Origin of the sequence: Bacillus sp. 491mf (assembly GCF_900112415.1) — a bacterium.
GTDB lineage: Bacteria > Bacillota > Bacilli > Bacillales > Bacillaceae_G > Bacillus_A.
Window position 1 is genome coordinate 26,141 of the sequence record NZ_FOLV01000001.1, and the last position, 17,303, is coordinate 43,443.

The 17,303-nt window shown below is 36.0% G+C and carries 20 protein-coding genes; 13 read left to right on the plus strand and 7 right to left on the minus strand.

Features of this window, described 5'->3' with window-relative positions; all coding sequences use genetic code 11:
- Positions 1 to 6 precede the first annotated feature (6 nt).
- Positions 7 to 465, plus strand: a complete 459-nt coding sequence (locus tag BM211_RS00150) for a DUF4352 domain-containing protein (RefSeq protein ID WP_035429415.1) — start codon at positions 7 to 9, stop codon at positions 463 to 465.
- 8 nt (positions 466 to 473) lie between these two features.
- On the opposite strand, the gene BM211_RS00155 is transcribed toward BM211_RS00150, so the two are convergent.
- Complete coding sequence (locus tag BM211_RS00155; protein WP_090994569.1) at positions 474 to 1,397, minus strand: alpha/beta hydrolase; 924 nt, start codon at positions 1,395 to 1,397, stop codon at positions 474 to 476.
- Positions 1,398 to 1,745: 348 nt separating this feature from the next.
- Between BM211_RS00155 and BM211_RS00160 the strand changes: the two genes are divergently transcribed.
- On the plus strand, positions 1,746 to 2,912 hold the full coding sequence (locus BM211_RS00160; protein ID WP_035429413.1) for a cation:proton antiporter: 1,167 nt from the start codon (positions 1,746 to 1,748) through the stop codon (positions 2,910 to 2,912).
- A gap of 114 nt (positions 2,913 to 3,026) precedes the next feature.
- Entirely contained in the window at positions 3,027 to 3,971 is a 945-nt protein-coding gene (locus BM211_RS00165; protein ID WP_035429412.1) for a LacI family DNA-binding transcriptional regulator, read from the plus strand.
- A 145-nt stretch (positions 3,972 to 4,116) separates the two neighbouring features.
- On the opposite strand, the gene BM211_RS00170 is transcribed toward BM211_RS00165, so the two are convergent.
- Complete coding sequence (locus BM211_RS00170; protein WP_090994570.1) at positions 4,117 to 5,118, minus strand: alpha/beta fold hydrolase; 1,002 nt, start codon at positions 5,116 to 5,118, stop codon at positions 4,117 to 4,119.
- A gap of 175 nt (positions 5,119 to 5,293) precedes the next feature.
- Between BM211_RS00170 and BM211_RS00175 the strand changes: the two genes are divergently transcribed.
- Positions 5,294 to 5,752, plus strand: a complete 459-nt coding sequence (locus tag BM211_RS00175; protein WP_035429408.1) for a ribbon-helix-helix domain-containing protein — start codon at positions 5,294 to 5,296, stop codon at positions 5,750 to 5,752.
- Between the two features lie 50 nt (positions 5,753 to 5,802).
- Here the strand turns inward: BM211_RS00175 and BM211_RS00180 are convergent, their stop codons facing one another.
- On the minus strand, positions 5,803 to 7,392 hold the full coding sequence (locus BM211_RS00180) for a bifunctional metallophosphatase/5'-nucleotidase (RefSeq protein ID WP_035429407.1): 1,590 nt from the start codon (positions 7,390 to 7,392) through the stop codon (positions 5,803 to 5,805).
- Positions 7,393 to 7,927: 535 nt separating this feature from the next.
- Between BM211_RS00180 and BM211_RS00185 the strand changes: the two genes are divergently transcribed.
- Complete coding sequence (locus BM211_RS00185) at positions 7,928 to 8,188, plus strand: YqkE family protein (protein WP_035429406.1); 261 nt, start codon at positions 7,928 to 7,930, stop codon at positions 8,186 to 8,188.
- 24 nt (positions 8,189 to 8,212) lie between these two features.
- Positions 8,213 to 8,728: a GrpB family protein gene (locus BM211_RS00190; RefSeq protein WP_035429405.1), complete on the plus strand. Its 516-nt coding sequence runs from the start codon at positions 8,213 to 8,215 to the stop codon at positions 8,726 to 8,728.
- A gap of 37 nt (positions 8,729 to 8,765) precedes the next feature.
- On the opposite strand, the gene BM211_RS00195 is transcribed toward BM211_RS00190, so the two are convergent.
- Entirely contained in the window at positions 8,766 to 9,731 is a 966-nt protein-coding gene (locus BM211_RS00195; protein ID WP_035429403.1) for a quinone oxidoreductase family protein, read from the minus strand.
- A gap of 414 nt (positions 9,732 to 10,145) precedes the next feature.
- Here BM211_RS00195 and BM211_RS00200 point away from each other — a divergent pair, with 414 nt between their 5' ends.
- Positions 10,146 to 10,973: an aldo/keto reductase gene (locus BM211_RS00200; protein ID WP_035429400.1), complete on the plus strand. Its 828-nt coding sequence runs from the start codon at positions 10,146 to 10,148 to the stop codon at positions 10,971 to 10,973.
- A 26-nt stretch (positions 10,974 to 10,999) separates the two neighbouring features.
- On the opposite strand, the gene BM211_RS00205 is transcribed toward BM211_RS00200, so the two are convergent.
- The gene (locus BM211_RS00205) at positions 11,000 to 11,914 is read right to left on the minus strand and encodes an aldo/keto reductase (RefSeq protein WP_035429398.1); all 915 of its coding nucleotides are present in this window, start codon (positions 11,912 to 11,914) and stop codon (positions 11,000 to 11,002) included.
- Positions 11,915 to 11,967: 53 nt separating this feature from the next.
- Complete coding sequence (gene mciZ / locus BM211_RS00210) at positions 11,968 to 12,096, minus strand: Z-ring formation inhibitor MciZ (protein ID WP_090994978.1); 129 nt, start codon at positions 12,094 to 12,096, stop codon at positions 11,968 to 11,970.
- 74 nt (positions 12,097 to 12,170) lie between these two features.
- Here mciZ and BM211_RS00215 point away from each other — a divergent pair, with 74 nt between their 5' ends.
- On the plus strand, positions 12,171 to 12,710 hold the full coding sequence (locus tag BM211_RS00215) for an NUDIX hydrolase (protein WP_035429396.1): 540 nt from the start codon (positions 12,171 to 12,173) through the stop codon (positions 12,708 to 12,710).
- 59 nt (positions 12,711 to 12,769) lie between these two features.
- On the opposite strand, the gene BM211_RS00220 is transcribed toward BM211_RS00215, so the two are convergent.
- On the minus strand, positions 12,770 to 13,321 hold the full coding sequence (locus BM211_RS00220) for a GNAT family N-acetyltransferase (RefSeq protein ID WP_035429395.1): 552 nt from the start codon (positions 13,319 to 13,321) through the stop codon (positions 12,770 to 12,772).
- Positions 13,322 to 13,624: 303 nt separating this feature from the next.
- On the opposite strand from BM211_RS00220, the gene spoIIM reads away from it, so the two are divergent.
- From spoIIM to BM211_RS00245, 5 genes are all read left to right on the plus strand, one after another.
- Positions 13,625 to 14,275: a stage II sporulation protein M gene (gene spoIIM / locus BM211_RS00225; RefSeq protein ID WP_035429394.1), complete on the plus strand. Its 651-nt coding sequence runs from the start codon at positions 13,625 to 13,627 to the stop codon at positions 14,273 to 14,275.
- A gap of 107 nt (positions 14,276 to 14,382) precedes the next feature.
- Complete coding sequence (locus BM211_RS00230; RefSeq protein WP_035429393.1) at positions 14,383 to 14,838, plus strand: ferric iron uptake transcriptional regulator; 456 nt, start codon at positions 14,383 to 14,385, stop codon at positions 14,836 to 14,838.
- Positions 14,839 to 14,942: 104 nt separating this feature from the next.
- On the plus strand, positions 14,943 to 15,173 hold the full coding sequence (locus BM211_RS00235) for a YqzK family protein (RefSeq protein WP_035429944.1): 231 nt from the start codon (positions 14,943 to 14,945) through the stop codon (positions 15,171 to 15,173).
- A 6-nt stretch (positions 15,174 to 15,179) separates the two neighbouring features.
- On the plus strand, positions 15,180 to 16,070 hold the full coding sequence (gene xerD, locus BM211_RS00240; protein WP_035429392.1) for a site-specific tyrosine recombinase XerD: 891 nt from the start codon (positions 15,180 to 15,182) through the stop codon (positions 16,068 to 16,070).
- A 139-nt stretch (positions 16,071 to 16,209) separates the two neighbouring features.
- A complete protein-coding gene (locus tag BM211_RS00245; protein WP_035429391.1) occupies positions 16,210 to 16,953 on the plus strand; it encodes a FixH family protein in 744 nt (247 codons plus the stop codon).
- Positions 16,954 to 17,303 lie beyond the last annotated feature (350 nt).

The window sequence follows — 17,303 nt, forward strand, 5'->3', positions numbered from 1 at the left end:
AAGTTGTTGCGGAAACGATTGTTTATAATAAGTATTATCATTTCCTTTTGCATAGCCGGATGCAATAAAGAAGAGCAAGCTAATCGATCAAGTGTAAAAGGTATTTTATCCGCTCATCAAATAGATCTTGTTATTAAAAATATAAGTCGTGTACCGCATTATGATGTATGGACTGCAAAAAATGATTACACGCTTCTTGTCGTAAACTTTTCGTTAAAGAACAGTAGAAATAAAAGTATTATTGTAAAGCAGGCGCAGTTTAATGTTATTTCAGAGACCGGGAAAATATATGGAGCTGTTCAAACGAAAGGGAATACAAGCATATTGCATGATAGAAAGTTAAAATCATACGATACATTGCAATCGGGCATTATATTTGAAATACCTAAAGAAGAGAGAGCATCTGAATTATTGTTTGCTCCTTCGTTTGCTAAAGATAAACCAATTGTTATTTCGTTAAAATAAAAACAGGCTTATGCGAGCCTGTTTTTTGTTTCGTTTACGTATGTTGTTAAAAAGTGATCAACAGCATATTCATATTCTTCTCTATTTTCTGCATAAGAACAAGCATGAGCACCTTTTTCAGCAATAAAGAGTTCTTTTGCACCTTCCTTTGCCTCATACAATGATTGTGTCATATTGCATAAAATGTAATCGTCATCTTTACTGTGGATGAACAATACAGGATTTTTTATTTTTTTCACACAATCAATTGGAGAAACCTCCCGAATTGTATAACCATCACGTACTTTCAAAAACGTATTAGCGAGTGGTAAAAGAGGCCATTTTGGTAAATGAAACTCAACCTTTAAACGATAATGAAGCTGTTCGTAAAAATCAGAGAACGGACAATCAGCGATGTAAAAATCAGCTCCGTCCTCGACCATACCTGCATATTGTAATAACGTTGCTGCTCCCATTGATTCACCATGGATACCAAGCGTAATATTTGAACCGAATCGTTGTTTGAGCCAATCTACCACCGTCTTTAAATCGTGTTTTTCGTAGTAGCCATAACTTGTTGTTTTGCCTCCTGTTTGGCCGTGGCGGCGATGATCATAAATAAATACGTTGAATCCTCTGTTTAAAAATAAATTTGCATATTTTATAGAATTTATTTTGTTGACGGTGACGCCGTGACAAAAAATCATGAACTTATTTGAATGGTTAACAGGAATAAAGTAACCATGAATGTTATAACCAAATTGAGAAGAGAGGCATACTTCTTCTTTCTGCATGGCTTCATAATCCTCCAAGCGAAAATGCTGTTTTGTTTCACGTTCTAAAATCTCTTCTTCTGTTTTTTTCTTTAAATACATAACTTTATTCGTAAAGAAAATGCCAATTCCAATAAGAGTACCAATTATCGTTAATAATGCTTTCGAAAACGCTTTCATACTCTCTCTCCTCCAAGTTACAGTACATATAATAATTACATTGTATCATAACCAAATAAAAAGGTGAGAACGGCAAGCGGAAAGGAGTGAGAAAAATAGAAAATTGACTACAATAGGGATATAATATTACATGAAATTTAGTTTAGAAATTTTTTTTGTAAGATTTATAAAGGGATTGAATAAGAAAAATATCTTTGTTTTATAAATAGGAAGTTTTTTTATAAGAAGAAATTACTGGAAATAAATAAACGCAATCATTACGTAAAGGTACATATTTGATAATTTCACAGACCAGTATAAATCATATATAGTTATTTTAATGAGTAAAATAAGAAAAGGAGCGATGAGATGATATTTTTCTTTCAATTAGCAGTAATTTTGTTAAGTACAAAACTTGCTGGTGACTTAAGTGTTAGACTAGGACAACCATCTGTACTTGGAAAACTTATTGTAGGTATTATAATTGGTCCTGCAGTGCTGGGGTTAATTGATAATACGGATTTACTAAGGCAATTAAGTGAGGTTGGGGTTATTCTTCTCATGTTTATGGCCGGTTTAGAAACGGACTTAAAAGAACTGAATGAAAACCGTAACTCTTCTTTTGCAGTAGCAGTTGGGGGAATTATTTTCCCGTTTGTAGGTGGCTATGTTGCCGGTCTTATTATGGGAATGGAGCAAGCGAATGCGGTATTTTTAGGCTTACTTCTTTGTGCAACTAGCGTTAGTATCTCAGTACAAACGCTTCGAGATTTAGGGAAAATGAAAACACGTGAAAGTACAACAATGCTTGGCGCAGCGGTGTTTGATGATATTCTTGTTGTTATTTTACTTGCATTTGCAATGAGCTTCTTAGGTGCAGATGATGTAAATTTAACTATGGTTATTTTGAAAAAAGTTGTCTTCTTTGCAGCTATTATCCTAATTGGATGGAAGGGCGTTCCGATGATTATGCGCTGGCTTTCTCCGCTTCGTGTGTCGGAATCTATTATTAGTACAGCTCTTATTATTTGTTTTTCTTTTGCATATTTCGGAGAATTATTAGGAATAGCTGGCATTATCGGAGCGTTTGCGGCAGGGATTGCAATTTCTCAAACAGATTATAAACATGAAGTTGAGAAGAAAGTTGAACCAATTGCATACGCAATGTTTGTTCCTATTTTCTTTGTAAGTATTGGGATGAATATTACATTTGCAGGAATTGGGGATAAAGTTGGGTTTATTGTCATTTTAACGGTGATTGCTGTATTAACGAAATTAATTGGCTGTGGTCTTGGAGCGCGTATGACAGGATTTGATTTACAGTCTTCTACAATCATTGGTTCTGGAATGGTTTCCCGCGGTGAAGTAGCGCTCATTATTGCTGGGCAAGGTCTTGCGTCAGGGTTATTAGCACAAGATTATTTTACAGCAATCGTTATTGTTGTTATTTTAACAACGATGATTACACCGCCGATGTTGAAGAAAACATTTGCGATAAAAGATAAACAATTGAAAGAGGGAAGAAGTGCTGTGTAAGCACTTCTTTTTTTATGTAACAATTTTCAGAAATATAAAATAATATTCTTGACGTACCATTTAATTTGTTTTACGGTGTAAATGTAAAGCATTTCCATGTTGAGGGGTGAAGAAGTGGCAACGATTCGCGATGTTGCAAAGTTGGCGGGAGTTTCAGTCGCAACAGTTTCACGAGTGTTAAATGAAAAAGGATATGTACATGAAGATACAGTCAAACAAGTGAAGAAAGCAATTGAGGAGTTGCAGTATAAACCAAATGCGGTGGCTAAAGCTTTATTTAAAAAGTCTTCCACCATGATTGCTTTACTTGTATCTAACATACAAGATCCAGCATCTTTATCCTTGCTTACGGTTATTGAAGAAGAAGCTTACAAAGAAGGATATCAAATCGTTATATGTAATATGGAGCACAAGCATGGTTATATGGATATATTGGAGCAAAATAATATTGCTGGTATCCTTATGACGCGTGATGTATATGAAGGATTACAAAAAGAAAGAGTATCAGTTCCGTTTGTAATTATCGATTCAAGCGAGGAAATGATTTCACAGTACTATAATGGAGCAATACAAGCTGTTTCGTTATTAAAAGAGAAAGGATGCCACTTTCTTGCTTATATTCATGAAGGACCGAGTCATGAAGCAATGGAGGAACATTTCGCTGGTTTTTTAGATGCGGTTTGGGAGAAAAACATATCTTACCGAGTGATCGAAATGTATAGAAGAGAGGAAAATTCAGAACAAATTGCTGCGGAAGTATTGCGAAAACATCCATATATAGATGGCATCGTCACTTGTAGTGATACCGCCGGAATTGATTTTATCCGTGCTGCGCAAACATTACATATCTCTATTCCAGAATATTTGCAAGTTATTGGTTTAAATGGAACTATGCAAGGAGAGTGGTCTACACCGTCATTAACGACGATTGCTCGGCCAATCACAAGTATAGGGGCAGTAGCTATCCAGAAATTAATTGCAAAAATAAAAAAGGTAGAAGATAACCATGAGATAGTAAATTTAGATTTCGAACTAATTGAGAGAGGATCAACAAGATGAAAGGTGCGTGAGTACACGCACCTTTTTCTATTTTTCTCTTTGTAGACAGCTAGAATCCGGTTTGATGGGAGTTTCATTTTGAACAAGAAGCATGCTTCTTGCAGTGCATAATCCGTTTCATGAAATATAGAAAAAATCGAAGTATTCACGGGTGTAGCAAGAAGTGCTCTTGTTTAATTTCAAGTAACGTTTCTGTAAAACGTTCATGTTCTTCAAAATGTGGAGAGTGGGCTGAGTTAGGAAACCAAATCATTTTTTTAATCGGAGCTTTCAAAACATTGCAATATTGTTGGACAAGTGCATAAGGCGTTTGATAGTCATAGCGCCCAGAGCAAAAATAGACAGGAAACGATACGCTTGGAATTTGTGAAAAGAAATCAATAGTTAACATTTCCTTCCATAATTCGCCGGATTTTATACTTCCGCTAAAAAATTTTATCCAATCTATTAATGTGTATTCAGATGAGAAAAATCCTTTTCGAATGAACGAAAAAAATGTCCCATTTTGAGTAGCACCACCAAAGATACCAAGCCATTTCCTTTGAATAAGCAGTCGTTTTGTATCTAGAAATGGTGGTTTTCCAAGCTTTTTTAAGGATGCGAGCGCCCGGTCATGTCTATGCTTTTTTGCGGATCGAATTAAATGTTCAAAAAGTAACGTCTCATTTTGCTTCATATGCACAATTTGACCAACTCCAATATAGGCTTCGATAGATTGAGGAGATTGCTGTGCAGCAGATAATCCAATAATGCTACCCCAGGAGTGCCCAAGAAGAAATAACTTCTTTTTTTGAAACTTGTTTAGCAGATAATCGATTAGTTTATGTGTATCCAAAATAAATTGCTCAATTGTTAGGGGCTCTTTGAAATCTCGCCATGAAAAGGATTTTCCTGCTCCGCGTTGATCCCAGTTGACAACAATAAAATGTTTCTCAAGTTCTACTTGAAAATGGCGTGCAAACCCAATATGAGCCATTCCTGGTCCACCGTGCAAACATAATAAAAGAGGTTGATTGAGATCTTGCCCACGAATAAGCAACGATTGTTTACGATTGTTTATAAGAACAGTTTCAATTGTAGCAATGCTATTTGGAATCAATTGTTTATTTTTATCGTAAAAAGAGGGGGTGCCGCTGCGATTGAACATGAGAGAGACCTCCTTTCGAGTGCGATATAGTGAACGGTGTCGATTTGTCATCATATACTAAATATATTAATAAGAAATCATTGTATCATAACATAATAACTTTATCCTGTATGAATGAGAAGTAAAATGCTTAAAGATAGGAGTTTCAAGTTATGTATAAGAGAGGTGGAATGAGGTGGATATTGGTGAGATTATTGATCGCTTAAATAATCATGAATCGATCGCAATGGTTGCGAAACGACTAGAAATGAGTCCATATACACTATCAAAGAAATTACGATTGCTCGGATATGAATATGATAGTGGGCAGAAAAAAAGGATGTTTGTTGGGGAGGGAGAAGAACCACGTCATTTACAATTAAAAGAAGCTGCGAGCATACAGCGAGAAAAAATAGATTATCAACGTCTTATTTATGAACAATTGCAAAGTATTTATAAGTTGCTGCAAAAACAGGAGTATGGAATGTGTATTACTTCTGTCCAAACAGGAGAGAAAAAAAGACGTACGTTCTCTTTGTCAAAACAAACTTTAGAACAGCTAGACTGTTTTTCTATTAGAAATGGTGTACACAAGTCTAAAGTTGTTGAAGTTGCTCTGGAAGAATATTTAAAAAGATATCGTGAAAAAGAATAAAAGCGGGAGCTCCCGCTTTTATCCAACTATATAAATCAATTTTATAATGACTAATTTATTTTTTGAATACGACCTTCAATTTTTGCTTCAATTGGTGATTTTGCTTGTTTCACATAATCTACTAGTGCTTCTAAATCATTTGGTCCTGTTTCTGGATTTTTTCCGTTTCTAAATGAAACAAAACCATCCCCACCAGAAGCTAAAAAGGCATTTGCTACGACAGTATATGTTTGTGAATCAACAAGTGCTTCACCATTTGCTAAATGCACATCAGCGACTTTTTCACCAACTGCTTTACTATCATCCCATTTATATGTAATACCAGAAATTTGGAGCATACGCGTTCTATCTTTTTGCCACTGCTGATTTAAAATGTCACGAATATCTTTTCCTGTCAATGTTGACTTTATTAATTGATTTCCAAAAGGTTGAATGCCATATAATTCTCCCCACGTAATATCTCCAGCATCTAAATCGTTGCGAATACCACCAGGATTCATAATGGCAATTTGGCCATTCATCGCACTGCGCTGTGCATCAGCTATTAAGTTACCAAGCGTAGATTCCCCAGCTGGTGATTGTGTTCTATCTAAAGCAACTGCAGATTTACCGATAACTTCACTTACAAGAGGAGCGACTTTTGCTTGATACTGTTCCATTTTTTTCTTAATTTGCGGATCTGGTTGGATGCCGTCATGGGACGTTGAAACAATCTCAGCCTTTTTCTCTACAATATCTTTTGTTTTCTTATCAATTTTTAAATCAACATCTGCGAAAGCCATGCCGTACGAATAAGCTTGTACAATAAGTTTTCCGTTTACAGTGCCGTTTACATATGCATGGTTATGACCGCCAAAAATGACATCTACTTCTGAGTCGGTATTTTGAGCTAAGCGAACAAGATCTCCATCTGTAATCCCTTTATCATCCGTTGTACCAGGATTGTGTGCTAGTACAACAATTGCTTTTACGCCTAATCGTTTTAATTGTGCGGCAGACTTGTTAATTGCTTCTACTTCATCTGTGAACTGTACATTTTCAATCATTTTCGGTATAACAACGTTTGGTGTTTCAGTTGTAACAACACCAATAAAACCAACCGGAACTCCTTGTACCATTTTTACTGTAAATGGTGGTAAAAATAAGCGTCCTGTTGTTTTATTGTAAACATTGGCTGCAACGTAAGGAAACTGAGCACCTTTAAAGTTTCCAGTCTTTTCATGATAACCGCCATAAATAAGGCGACGCATTTCGTCTATCCCTTCATCAAATTCATGGTTACCAATGGTTCCAACATCAAAGCCAAGGTCATTGAAGATTTCCATTGTTGGTTCATCTTGTAATAAAGCTGAAACTGGTGGACTTGCACCAACTGCATCTCCAGCATGAACAAGTAGCGTATTTGGGTTTTGTTTTTCGCGATTACGTAAGTGTGCAGCTAAGTACTCGACACCACCTACATCCTTATTGTTTAATTTTTTCACAGTGTCCAATTGACCATGAAAGTCATTAATACCTAGCATTTGAACATCAATATAACGATTTTCCTGTGCTGGTGTAGAAGTTGGTGGTGCTGCAAATACGCTTGAAAATGTAACGGTACTTAAAACAGCGACGGCAGGTATAATTTTTTTCCACATGTTTTTTGTTTCTCCCCTTTTATATAAATCTGACATCATACGACATAATTTTAATAGATTATGAGAAAACAATCTATAAAAATTATGATGTTTTAAGAGAATTCACAAAAAAAACTTTTGTTTTTATATAGAAAATAAACAATTAATTGTAAGCGGTTAACTCTATAAACCTATTCTGATATTCAATATATACATAAATACGAATTTTAAAATCGACATAAAAACCCTTTTTTAGAGGGGGACGAGAGCGGCTGGCCGCGCATAGAAGCAGTCAGGGGCTTTTCCACTCTTGCAACAAGTGGAGTAGGCCAGTAGCGAACGTGTAGTATTTTGCATAGTTACGATTTGTCTGTTAAAAAATCAAAGTGGGCGGTTATGTAGAATAAAAAATAATCTACAATTAAAAGAAGGATGTTTTTTTACTTGTATATAGAGAGGTAAGATTAGTACCACTTAATAGTGATACTGCTCTATTAGTTGCTGCTAATTTACACTTTCTACTATAATAAAGAAAAAGATAAAAGGTGATTACATTATGGCAAAGAAAAAACAAAAGCGTACGCAGAACCAAACAGCAATGAAAATGGAAAAGGAATCAATAACAATTGGGGATCAATTGAACGAAGCTTTAATGAAGCAGCTAAAAAGTAAACAGAAAGAGCTGAAAGAGCAAGAAGTACAGAAACAGGAAATGGAGTTAGAGAGAAAGCGTAAGGAACAGCGTGAACGTGAAAAAAATAAATCATTTGAAGAATTATTAAGTGAAAGTGCTTTATCATGGAAAGACTTTAAGTAAGAAAAGAATATAAGGGGGATGGGCATGAGAAAGGTGGAAGTAATGCCCTATGAAAATCACTGGGCAGAAAAATTTCAGAAAGAAGCGAAACGTTTAAAGGAAGCAATGCCAGAACATGTGAAAGTTCACCATATTGGTAGTACATCCGTTCCAGGATTAGCCGCAAAACCCATTATTGATATGATTATGGAAGTTACGAATATTGACAAAGTGGATAGTTGGAATGATGTACTCCAAAAACTAGGTTATACACCAAAAGGTGAAAATGGTATTTCGGGACGGCGTTTCTACATACACGGTACGGAAGAAAAGCGAAGCTATCATTTACATGTGTATGAAACAGGAAATCAAGAAATTATCCGTCATCTCTCTTTTCGCGATTACATGATGGAGCATTGTGAAGAAGCTGAGGCGTATGCAACGCTAAAGCAAGAGCTCGCGAAACAATTTACATATGACATTGAGCAGTATATTGAAGGAAAAGATGCATTTGTTCGTGAGAGGGAACAAAGAGCGCTAGAGTGGATGAATAAAAAATAACGTGCCATGTGTGTGGCACGTTGTTTTTATTATTGCTTTATGGAATTAATAAAATCTTTCCTGTGCTTTTTCGACTTTCTAAATAATGGTGTGCTTTTGCACCTTCGCTTAATGAAAATGTAGTTGGTTTAGATAACTCGATTTTTCCTTGTTGAATCCATATGAACAGCTCGTTAGAACGAAGAACGCGTTCGTTACGAGACGTGAGTACATTCCATAAATCTCCGCCGGTTAGCGTCTTAGATGTATCCATAAGCATGCGCGGGTCTACAGGTGCTGGATCGCCTCCTGCCATTCCGTAAAAAACAACGGTTCCTCCAATGCGTGTCGCTTCAAAGCTGTCCATCAACGTAGAACCAACCGATTCATATACGACATCGACACCTTTTCCGTTTGTCACATGCATGACTTTCTGTTTCCAATCATCCTCATATAAAAAGGCCCAGTCTGCACCAACAGCTTCGGCAGCTTTTGCTTTTTGAATAGAAGAAGTAAGTGCGATCACTTTACCGCCTAGTAATTTTATAATTTGTACAAGAAGCTGGCCGACACCACCGGCAGCGGCGTGTACGAGTACAATATCTCCTTCTTTTACCGCATAGCTATCTCGGGTTAAATAGTGAGCTGTTAAACCTTGAAGTAAAATAGAAGCAGCAGTTTCATGTGAAATATGTTCAGGAAGTGGAATTGCTTTCTCTATTGGAACCGCTACAAGCTCTGCATTTGCATAAGGAACATCTGCAAATGCAATAGAGTCTCCTTGCTTGATGGTTGTAACATCAGTTCCGACCATTTCTACAATTCCAGCGCCTTCATAACCTAAAATGTATGGCGGTTTACCGGCAAGATGATAATTACCTTTTCTTCTATAAACATCGGCAAAATTTAAGCCAATTGCTTTCATTTTTACAAGAATTTCATTAGGTCCGATAGCAGGATTAGGGATTTCTTTATATTGTAATACTTCTGGTTCTCCAAATGTGTTAAATACAAGAGCTTTCATTTTTTTTCCTCTACTTTGTGTATTTTGTTTTACGCTTACACTGTAAGATAAAAGGTTGAAGAAAGCAAGGAATTACGCTTTGGAAAAAGTGGGAAAGGAATTGCTTGCTTCTATGTATGGGCAGATACTCTAGTGTTGGTTTGAAATTGTCTAAAATATATAAAGTCATAAAAAATAAAGGGTGGTACATATTAGCGGTGACTAATATGTACCACCCTTTTCCTTCTTGTTCCACAAACGTGTCCAATTGCGGAAGAAAAGAAAATCGAATATGAAAAATCTCATAGTTAATAAAATATCATAAACTACAACTTAAGGCTGATTTCTTAATATAACAAGATTATGTGAACAAACCGCTTTTCTTTTGACTTTTTATTTTTTTCTTGTTGAAATGGAGGAAAGGAGGAGGTTTTTATGCATATTTCAACAACAACACTTCATAACGGCGTAAAAATGCCAATGCTCGGTTTAGGAGTATATAAGGCGAAAGAAGGAGAAGAAGTAAAACGAGCGGTGAAGACAGCGCTTGAAATTGGATACCGTTCTATTGATACAGCTACTATTTACGAAAATGAAAGCGGTGTCGGAGAAGCGATTCGTGAATTTGGAATTGCTCGGGAAGAGCTGTTTATTACAACGAAAGTATGGAACGATGAACAAGGGTATGAAACGACGCTGAAAGCTTTCGAAATGAGTTTAAAGAAATTACAGATGGATTATGTTGATTTATATTTAATTCATTGGCCGATACGCGGGAAGTATGTGGATACATATCGTGCACTAGAAAAATTGTATGAAGAAGGGAAAGTGCGCGCGATTGGTGTATCAAACTTTCATATTCATCATTTAAAGCATTTATTAGCAAACTGTCACATTAAACCGATGGTGAATCAAGTTGAGCTTCATCCGATGTTGGCACAATTTGAACTTCGTAATTTTTGTCAGCAAGAACAAATTCAAATGGAAGCGTGGAGCCCACTTATGCGAGGAGGAGAGGTGTTTGAGCATCCTATTATTCAAGGAATCGCTAAGAAATATGGGAAAACACCTGCTCAAGTTATTTTGCGCTGGGATATTCAAAGCGGCATTGTAACAATTCCGAAATCTGTTACACCATCTCGCATTGCTGAGAATTTTCATATTTTTGATTTTTCATTAACGGAAGAAGAAGTGTGCCAAATTGATACTTTAGATTGTAATAAGCGTTCAGGAACAAATCCAGAAAAATACGATACGATGTAAAAAGCTACCGATTTTCGGTAGCTTTTTTAGCGATGAGATTCATATGTATCCAATTTTAAAAGTGATTGAATATGTTTATATTGTTTGTCTGTCAATGCATTTGTAGTGCCTGCTTTTATGTTTTCACGTAATTGGTCAATTGAGCTAGCGCCTGGAATGAGAGCTGCAATTGTGGGATTATGCAGGCAATATTGAAGTGCGGTTTCTGTTAGTGAGCGCTCATCTGTTATTTCTTTTATATGAGAGACAGCTTGAGTTACTTCATCAAAGCTGTAAGAGAGATAGTCCTTTTCTTTCACTTTGGCTAATTTTTGTTCATTGTTATGAGTTAATAAACCTTTTGCAAGTGAACCGCGGGCAATGACGCTAATATTGTGTTCTTGTAAGAATGGGAACCATTCTTCTGGGCGGCGATTAAGCATGCTGTATTCCATTAAAACACTTACAATATTAGAGCGTTCTGCATATTGGCGAATGACATTAGGACGAATGGAAGAAATTCCGTAATGACGAATCAATCCTTCTTGTTTTAGTTCTTCAAATGTTTCAATGATTTCGTCAAAATGATCTTCAATTGTTCCGCCGTGCAACTGATATAAATCAATATAATCCGTCTTTAATCGGCGCAGGCTTTCTTTTACTTCTTCTTTTATATATGCCTTAGAAGGATCCCAGGACCAACCGTTTTTTTCTTCTGTCCAGCGGTTTCCAACTTTTGTGGCAAGGGTGACGTGCTCTCGTTTCCCTTGTAGTGCTTTTCCAACAAACTCTTCATTTAATCCATAATTATATAAATCGGCTGTATCCAAGAAATTAATGCCTAAATCTAACGCTTCATGAATGATTTGAATGGCTTCTGATTCATTTGTCCCAAGTGACATGCATCCAAATCCAATTTCACTTACATATAAATCTGAATTTCCTAATTGACGTGTTTTCATAATATTCCTCCTTACTTATATTGTACGAAAGCGTAAGGAGTTTCACAAACACTTTACATTTGTGTATTTGTAATCCAGTCATGAACGTTTTTATAACGTTGTTCATATTGTTTTAGCATATGACGAATTTCCCAAGCTTTTCCGACTAACGTTACTCGATTTGGTAAAATATATATTTTCATTTTCATCTCGCTCCCTTCAATGTGATAGAATGTATGAAGAAAGATTAGGAAATAGAACAGGGAGATGAAGTCTTATGAGTAATCTTGAAGAAAGAACGATTGCGACTGAGCCTATTTTTGATGGAAGAGTAATTAAAGTTCGTGTTGATGAAGTAGTATTGCCAAATGGTGAGACGAGCAAACGTGAAATTGTGAAGCATCCTGGTGCGGTAGCGATTATTGCGATTACAGATGATAAAAAAATTGTGTTAGTTGAGCAGTATCGGAAAGCGATGGAAAAAGCGCTTGTAGAAATTCCTGCTGGAAAGTTGGAGCAAGGAGAAAAACCTGAAGTCACAGCAATTCGTGAATTAGAAGAAGAAACAGGGTACATATGTGATAACATGGAACTCATTACGTCATTCTACACTTCACCAGGGTTTGCAGATGAAATTGTATACGTATATGAAGCAACTGGCCTGAAAAAGAAAGAGGACAAAGCGGATCTAGATGAAGATGAGTTTGTTGAGTTAATGGAAGTATCATTAGAAGAAGCGCTGCAACTAATAAACGAGCAACGTATTCATGATGCAAAGACAATGTTTGCAATTCAATATTTACAATTAAAAAAATAAACACTCGCTTTATGCGAGTGTTTATTTTTTTAGAATGTGAAAATGACTAGCTACTTACTTTATTGTATTTTTGCATATACACACGTATCACGTAAACTACCATCAGGAGCAAGGAAATCATTTTCGTGCGTACCTTCTAGAATAAACTCTAGGCGCTCTGCAACTAATCGTGCGTTTGTATTATTCGCATCACAGCGAATTTCAAGACGTTTTGCCCCAAGTTTATCGAAAGCGAATTGAACTGCCCCTTTTAATGCTTCTGTCATATATCCTTGTTTTGTATAAGAACTATGAATCCAAAAGCTAATAGAAAACTTTGGGATATCCCAATTTTCTGGATGAAGAGTGAGTGCACCGATGAAAGTACCCGATGTTTTCTCGTATAGATGGAACGGTAATGTTTCGCGGAGTAAAAATTTTCCATGTGCCGCTCTAACTGCTGATTCTGCTGATTCTTCAGTTTCGTGTGTAATAGCCATCCATGGCTGCAGGTCTTCTAAAGAAGCTTGAATTGCTTCGTAAACTTCCGCTCCATCACCTGGGAACGGTTTCCGCACTTGTAAGCGCTCAGTCTGAAATAATGTTGGAAAATCTAATAATAGTTGTTTCAAACGAAATCCCTCCTATTCTCTTCTTTTAAGTTTAGCAAAGTGGCGTGGAATTTCAATGTTAATTCGTCATACTTTTTTCTTTCTATCATACATTCTATATAGATACAAATTGAAAAACCGACATAAAACCATTTTTTATCGGTGGGCGAGAGCATCTGGCCATGCATAGAAGCGGTCAGGTCCTTATTCTGCCATATGAGAAGTGAAAACAAAGAGTGTAGGTTCTTTTTCTGTATAGCTAGACAAAGATGTCGAAAATCAAAATGAATTTAAATAGTAAGGGAAAGGACGGAGGGAATGAAAATGCTAAGGAAATCATCTTGGCAAGATCGTATAACATATCATGTACAAGAGCATTCTTCACTATATGTATTTGTAGCAGTTCTTTTATTAATGGGCGTTATTTTTGGAGCGATTCTTGTGAATAGTTTACAAGTAAGTCAAAAGCAAGATTTATACTTTTATTTGAGTCGTTTTTTTGGACAAGTTTCCAAAGGACAATTTGCAAATGCAGGTGAGATGTTTCGAGAAAGTTACTTATCGCAACTGAAATACATTGGCTTTATTTGGATTTTAGGTATTTCCATCATCGGTTTACCACTTATTTTTATTTTATTATTTTTAAAAGGAGTCGTTGTTGGGTTTACAGTAGGCTTTTTAGTGAGTCAACTCGGTTGGAACGGTCTATTATTAGTATTTGTAGCTGTACTTCCACAAAATATAATTATCATACCGACGTTTCTTATTATGACGACGATTGCAGCTAGCTTTTCATTACGAATGATAAGGCATCAATTCATTCGTAAAGTAAATGAGCCATTGCTACCACTTTTTATGCGCTATACTTGCTTTTTTCTTATTATCGGTGTGGTATTAGCCGTTGCTTCAGGAATTGAAGCGTATGTATCGCCAACTTTTATGAAACAAGTCATGGATACTATTAATAAAAAATAATTACACTTTGAGAATTACTATCAAGTAATTTTGATTATTTTTCTTTTGACAGTTGCCCTTCTTCTGATATAATGGGGTAAGAGTGGCGAGGGAGGGAGTAGTACCGAATGGAAGAAAGAATTGATCGAATTAAGAAGCAATTACATGCAGCGAGTTATAAATTAACACCACAACGTGAAGCAACAGTTCGCGTGCTGCTAGAAAATGAAGAAGACCATTTAAGCGCGGAAGATGTTTACCTCCTTGTGAAAGAAAAGTCGCCAGAGATCGGACTTGCAACCGTCTATCGGACTTTGGAGTTATTATCCGAGTTAAAGATTGTCGACAAGATTAATTTCGGTGACGGTGTTTCGCGCTATGACTTACGCCAAGAAGGAGCATCACGTTTTCATCATCATTTAATTTGTACGGAATGCGGTGCAGTAGAGGAAATTCAAGAAGATTTACTTGGCGAAGTAGAAAAAAGAGTAGAACAAGAGTGGCGCTTTAAAGTAAAAGACCATCGCTTAACGTTCCACGGTATTTGTGAAAATTGTCAAGAAAAATTAACAGAAGAAAATTAACCTTTTCCTATTTAGTTAGGAAGAGGTTTTTTATTTGTAATTAGGTATAAATGATGAAAAGCTTGGCATATGTTGTAATAACATATATTTTGGAGGAAATTACAATGCGCCGAGCAATGAAAGTTATTTTTGATAGTATGAAAGTATTTTTATTGTTTACCAGTTGTACCATTTTGTTTTATTTCGCTATACTATGGATAAATGAAGAATATGAAAGTTATCATCGTTATGAAAAACCGAAGGAAGAAATGGTAGAAAAAGTATCCGGAACAGAAGAACCAGTGAAAGATGCTTTCGTAAACAGAATAATTTTTTTCTATGAAAATGGGGAGTAGAGAAGAGTGGAAGATCAATTACAAGATTTTATTCATTATATGGTTGTTGAAAAAGGATTAGCTAAAAATACAGTTGTATCATATGAACGTGATCTAAAAAGCTATATGAAGTATTTACAAAAAGTAGAGGGGATTACATCTTTTCAGGATGTAACGCGAATGCATATTGTAAACTTTTTGCATCATCTAAAAGAGAATAATAAATCTTCGAAAACGATGGCGCGTCACATTGCATCTGTACGATCGTTTCATCAATTTTTATTACGTGAACGTGTTGTAGAACATGATCCATCTGTACATATTGAAACGCCTCAAGCTGAGCGGAAATTACCGAAAGTGCTATCTATTGATGAGGTAGAAGCATTATTACAAACGCCAAAAGCAACGAGTGCCTTCGGAATTCGTGATAAGGCTATGCTAGAGTTATTATATGCAACAGGGTTACGTGTTTCTGAGTTAATAGAATTAAACATAGCTGATGTACATTTAACAATGGGTTTTGTTCGTTGCGTTGGAAAAGGAAATAAAGAGAGAATTATCCCTCTTGGCAGCTTAGCGGCAGAAGCGATTCAGCATTATATTGAAAAGGGAAGACCAGAACTATTAGGAAAGAAAACGGCAGAAGCACTCTTTTTAAATCATCATGGAAATCGTTTATCACGCCAAGGGTTTTGGAAAATTTTAAAGAGACTTGCAAAAGAAGCTAATATTCAAAAAGAACTTACACCGCATACGTTGCGTCATTCTTTTGCAACGCATTTATTAGAGAATGGAGCAGATTTAAGGGCGGTACAAGAAATGCTCGGGCATGCTGATATTTCAACAACACAAATTTATACACATGTTTCAAAAACTAGATTAAAAGATGTATATAAACAGTTTCACCCAAGGGCATGAGTTTTCATGTCCTTTTGCTATTATGGTGAAAAAACTTCACAAAAACTTCACAAATATTTCGTACATTGTTTTCAGCAGAAGGCTAGAATATGACCGTTTATTTCCTCTATACTAATATAGAACGAGGGAGGAAGTTATAATGAAGAAACTTTTAATTACATTATTTATCGCCATGCTAGCCTTAGCTGGTTGCAATACGAAATCGGATGAGAAAGCGAAAAAAGATAAGCCGCTTGAAGAAGTAAAAGTAGAAGTAAAAACAAATCCTGAAACAATAAAGCCAAATGAAAAAGTAGAAGTACAAGCAATTGTTACACAAGGGAAAGAGAAAGTAACAGATGCAGATGATGTGAAATTTGAAATTTGGAAAAATGGCGAAGAGAAAAAAGAAATGGTAAATGCAAAGCATAAAGGGAACGGCGTTTATACAATTGATAAAACATTCCCATCTGAAGGTGTTTACCATATTATTGCACATACAAATGCACGTGATATGCATGTAATGCCAGAAGTAAAAGTAGCTGTTGGAAATGCAAAAGTAACAGAAGAAAAGAAAGCTCATGATAGTCACGGGGCAGGTCATGGTGATCATAAAAGTGAGACTATGATTCATCTTATGGCAGATGGCGTAAAAGCAAATACAGAGTCTACAATGAAAGTACACGTAAAACAAAAAGAAGAAACACTAACTGGTGCGGAAGTTCAACTTGAGATTTGGAAAGATGGTTCAGAAAAGCACGAGTTTGTTCCAGCAAAAGAAGGGAATAAAGGTGAATATACAAGCACGCATACATTTAAAGAAACAGGCGCATATAAAGTGAAGGTTCATGTACGAAAAGGTGATCTTCATGACCATAAAGACGAAACGGTTGAAGTGAAGTAAGGAACAGCTCTTTGAAAGAGCTGTTTTTTATTTATTGTTTCAAGTTATATATAACTTGAAACAATAAATAAAAAAACCGTAACTACTCAGTTACTCTATGAAAAAAAGGCAGAAAAGCAATTTTTTTAAATGGTCGAGAAGGACTGGCTATGTATAGAAGCGGTCAGGGCCTTTTCCTGCCACGTGCAAAGTTTTAAAATGCGAGGTGCATTACCATTTTTATCTTCATGGCAGCAATCTATCTGCTAATGAAGTGTATGGTTGAGTAGTTACAAAAAAACCTTTCTTTTTAGATGGGCGAGCCACTTCCACATTTCTTTATTGTCCAGCTCTAGCGGCTAGAATCTCCG

Excerpts from the sequence above, each read along its gene's own strand:
- BM211_RS00155 (WP_090994569.1), bottom strand. The coding sequence starts at position 1,397 with ATGAAAGCGTTTTCGAAAGCATTATTAACGATAATTGGTACTCTTATT.
- BM211_RS00195 (WP_035429403.1), bottom strand. The coding sequence starts at position 9,731 with ATGAAAGCTCTTGTATTTAACACATTTGGAGAACCAGAAGTATTACAA.
- BM211_RS00200 (WP_035429400.1), top strand. The coding sequence starts at position 10,146 with ATGCATATTTCAACAACAACACTTCATAACGGCGTAAAAATGCCAATG.
- BM211_RS00190 (WP_035429405.1), top strand. The coding sequence starts at position 8,213 with ATGAGAAAGGTGGAAGTAATGCCCTATGAAAATCACTGGGCAGAAAAA.
- BM211_RS00230 (WP_035429393.1), top strand. The coding sequence starts at position 14,383 with ATGGAAGAAAGAATTGATCGAATTAAGAAGCAATTACATGCAGCGAGT.
- BM211_RS00215 (WP_035429396.1), top strand. The coding sequence starts at position 12,171 with ATGAGTAATCTTGAAGAAAGAACGATTGCGACTGAGCCTATTTTTGAT.
- BM211_RS00180 (WP_035429407.1), bottom strand. The coding sequence starts at position 7,392 with ATGTGGAAAAAAATTATACCTGCCGTCGCTGTTTTAAGTACCGTTACA.
- spoIIM (WP_035429394.1), top strand. The coding sequence starts at position 13,625 with ATGCTAAGGAAATCATCTTGGCAAGATCGTATAACATATCATGTACAA.
- BM211_RS00245 (WP_035429391.1), top strand. The coding sequence starts at position 16,210 with ATGAAGAAACTTTTAATTACATTATTTATCGCCATGCTAGCCTTAGCT.
- BM211_RS00185 (WP_035429406.1), top strand. The coding sequence starts at position 7,928 with ATGGCAAAGAAAAAACAAAAGCGTACGCAGAACCAAACAGCAATGAAA.
- BM211_RS00205 (WP_035429398.1), bottom strand. The coding sequence starts at position 11,914 with ATGAAAACACGTCAATTAGGAAATTCAGATTTATATGTAAGTGAAATT.
- mciZ (WP_090994978.1), bottom strand. The coding sequence starts at position 12,096 with ATGAAAATATATATTTTACCAAATCGAGTAACGTTAGTCGGAAAAGCT.
- BM211_RS00235 (WP_035429944.1), top strand. The coding sequence starts at position 14,943 with ATGCGCCGAGCAATGAAAGTTATTTTTGATAGTATGAAAGTATTTTTA.
- BM211_RS00160 (WP_035429413.1), top strand. The coding sequence starts at position 1,746 with ATGATATTTTTCTTTCAATTAGCAGTAATTTTGTTAAGTACAAAACTT.
- BM211_RS00170 (WP_090994570.1), bottom strand. The coding sequence starts at position 5,118 with ATGTTCAATCGCAGCGGCACCCCCTCTTTTTACGATAAAAATAAACAA.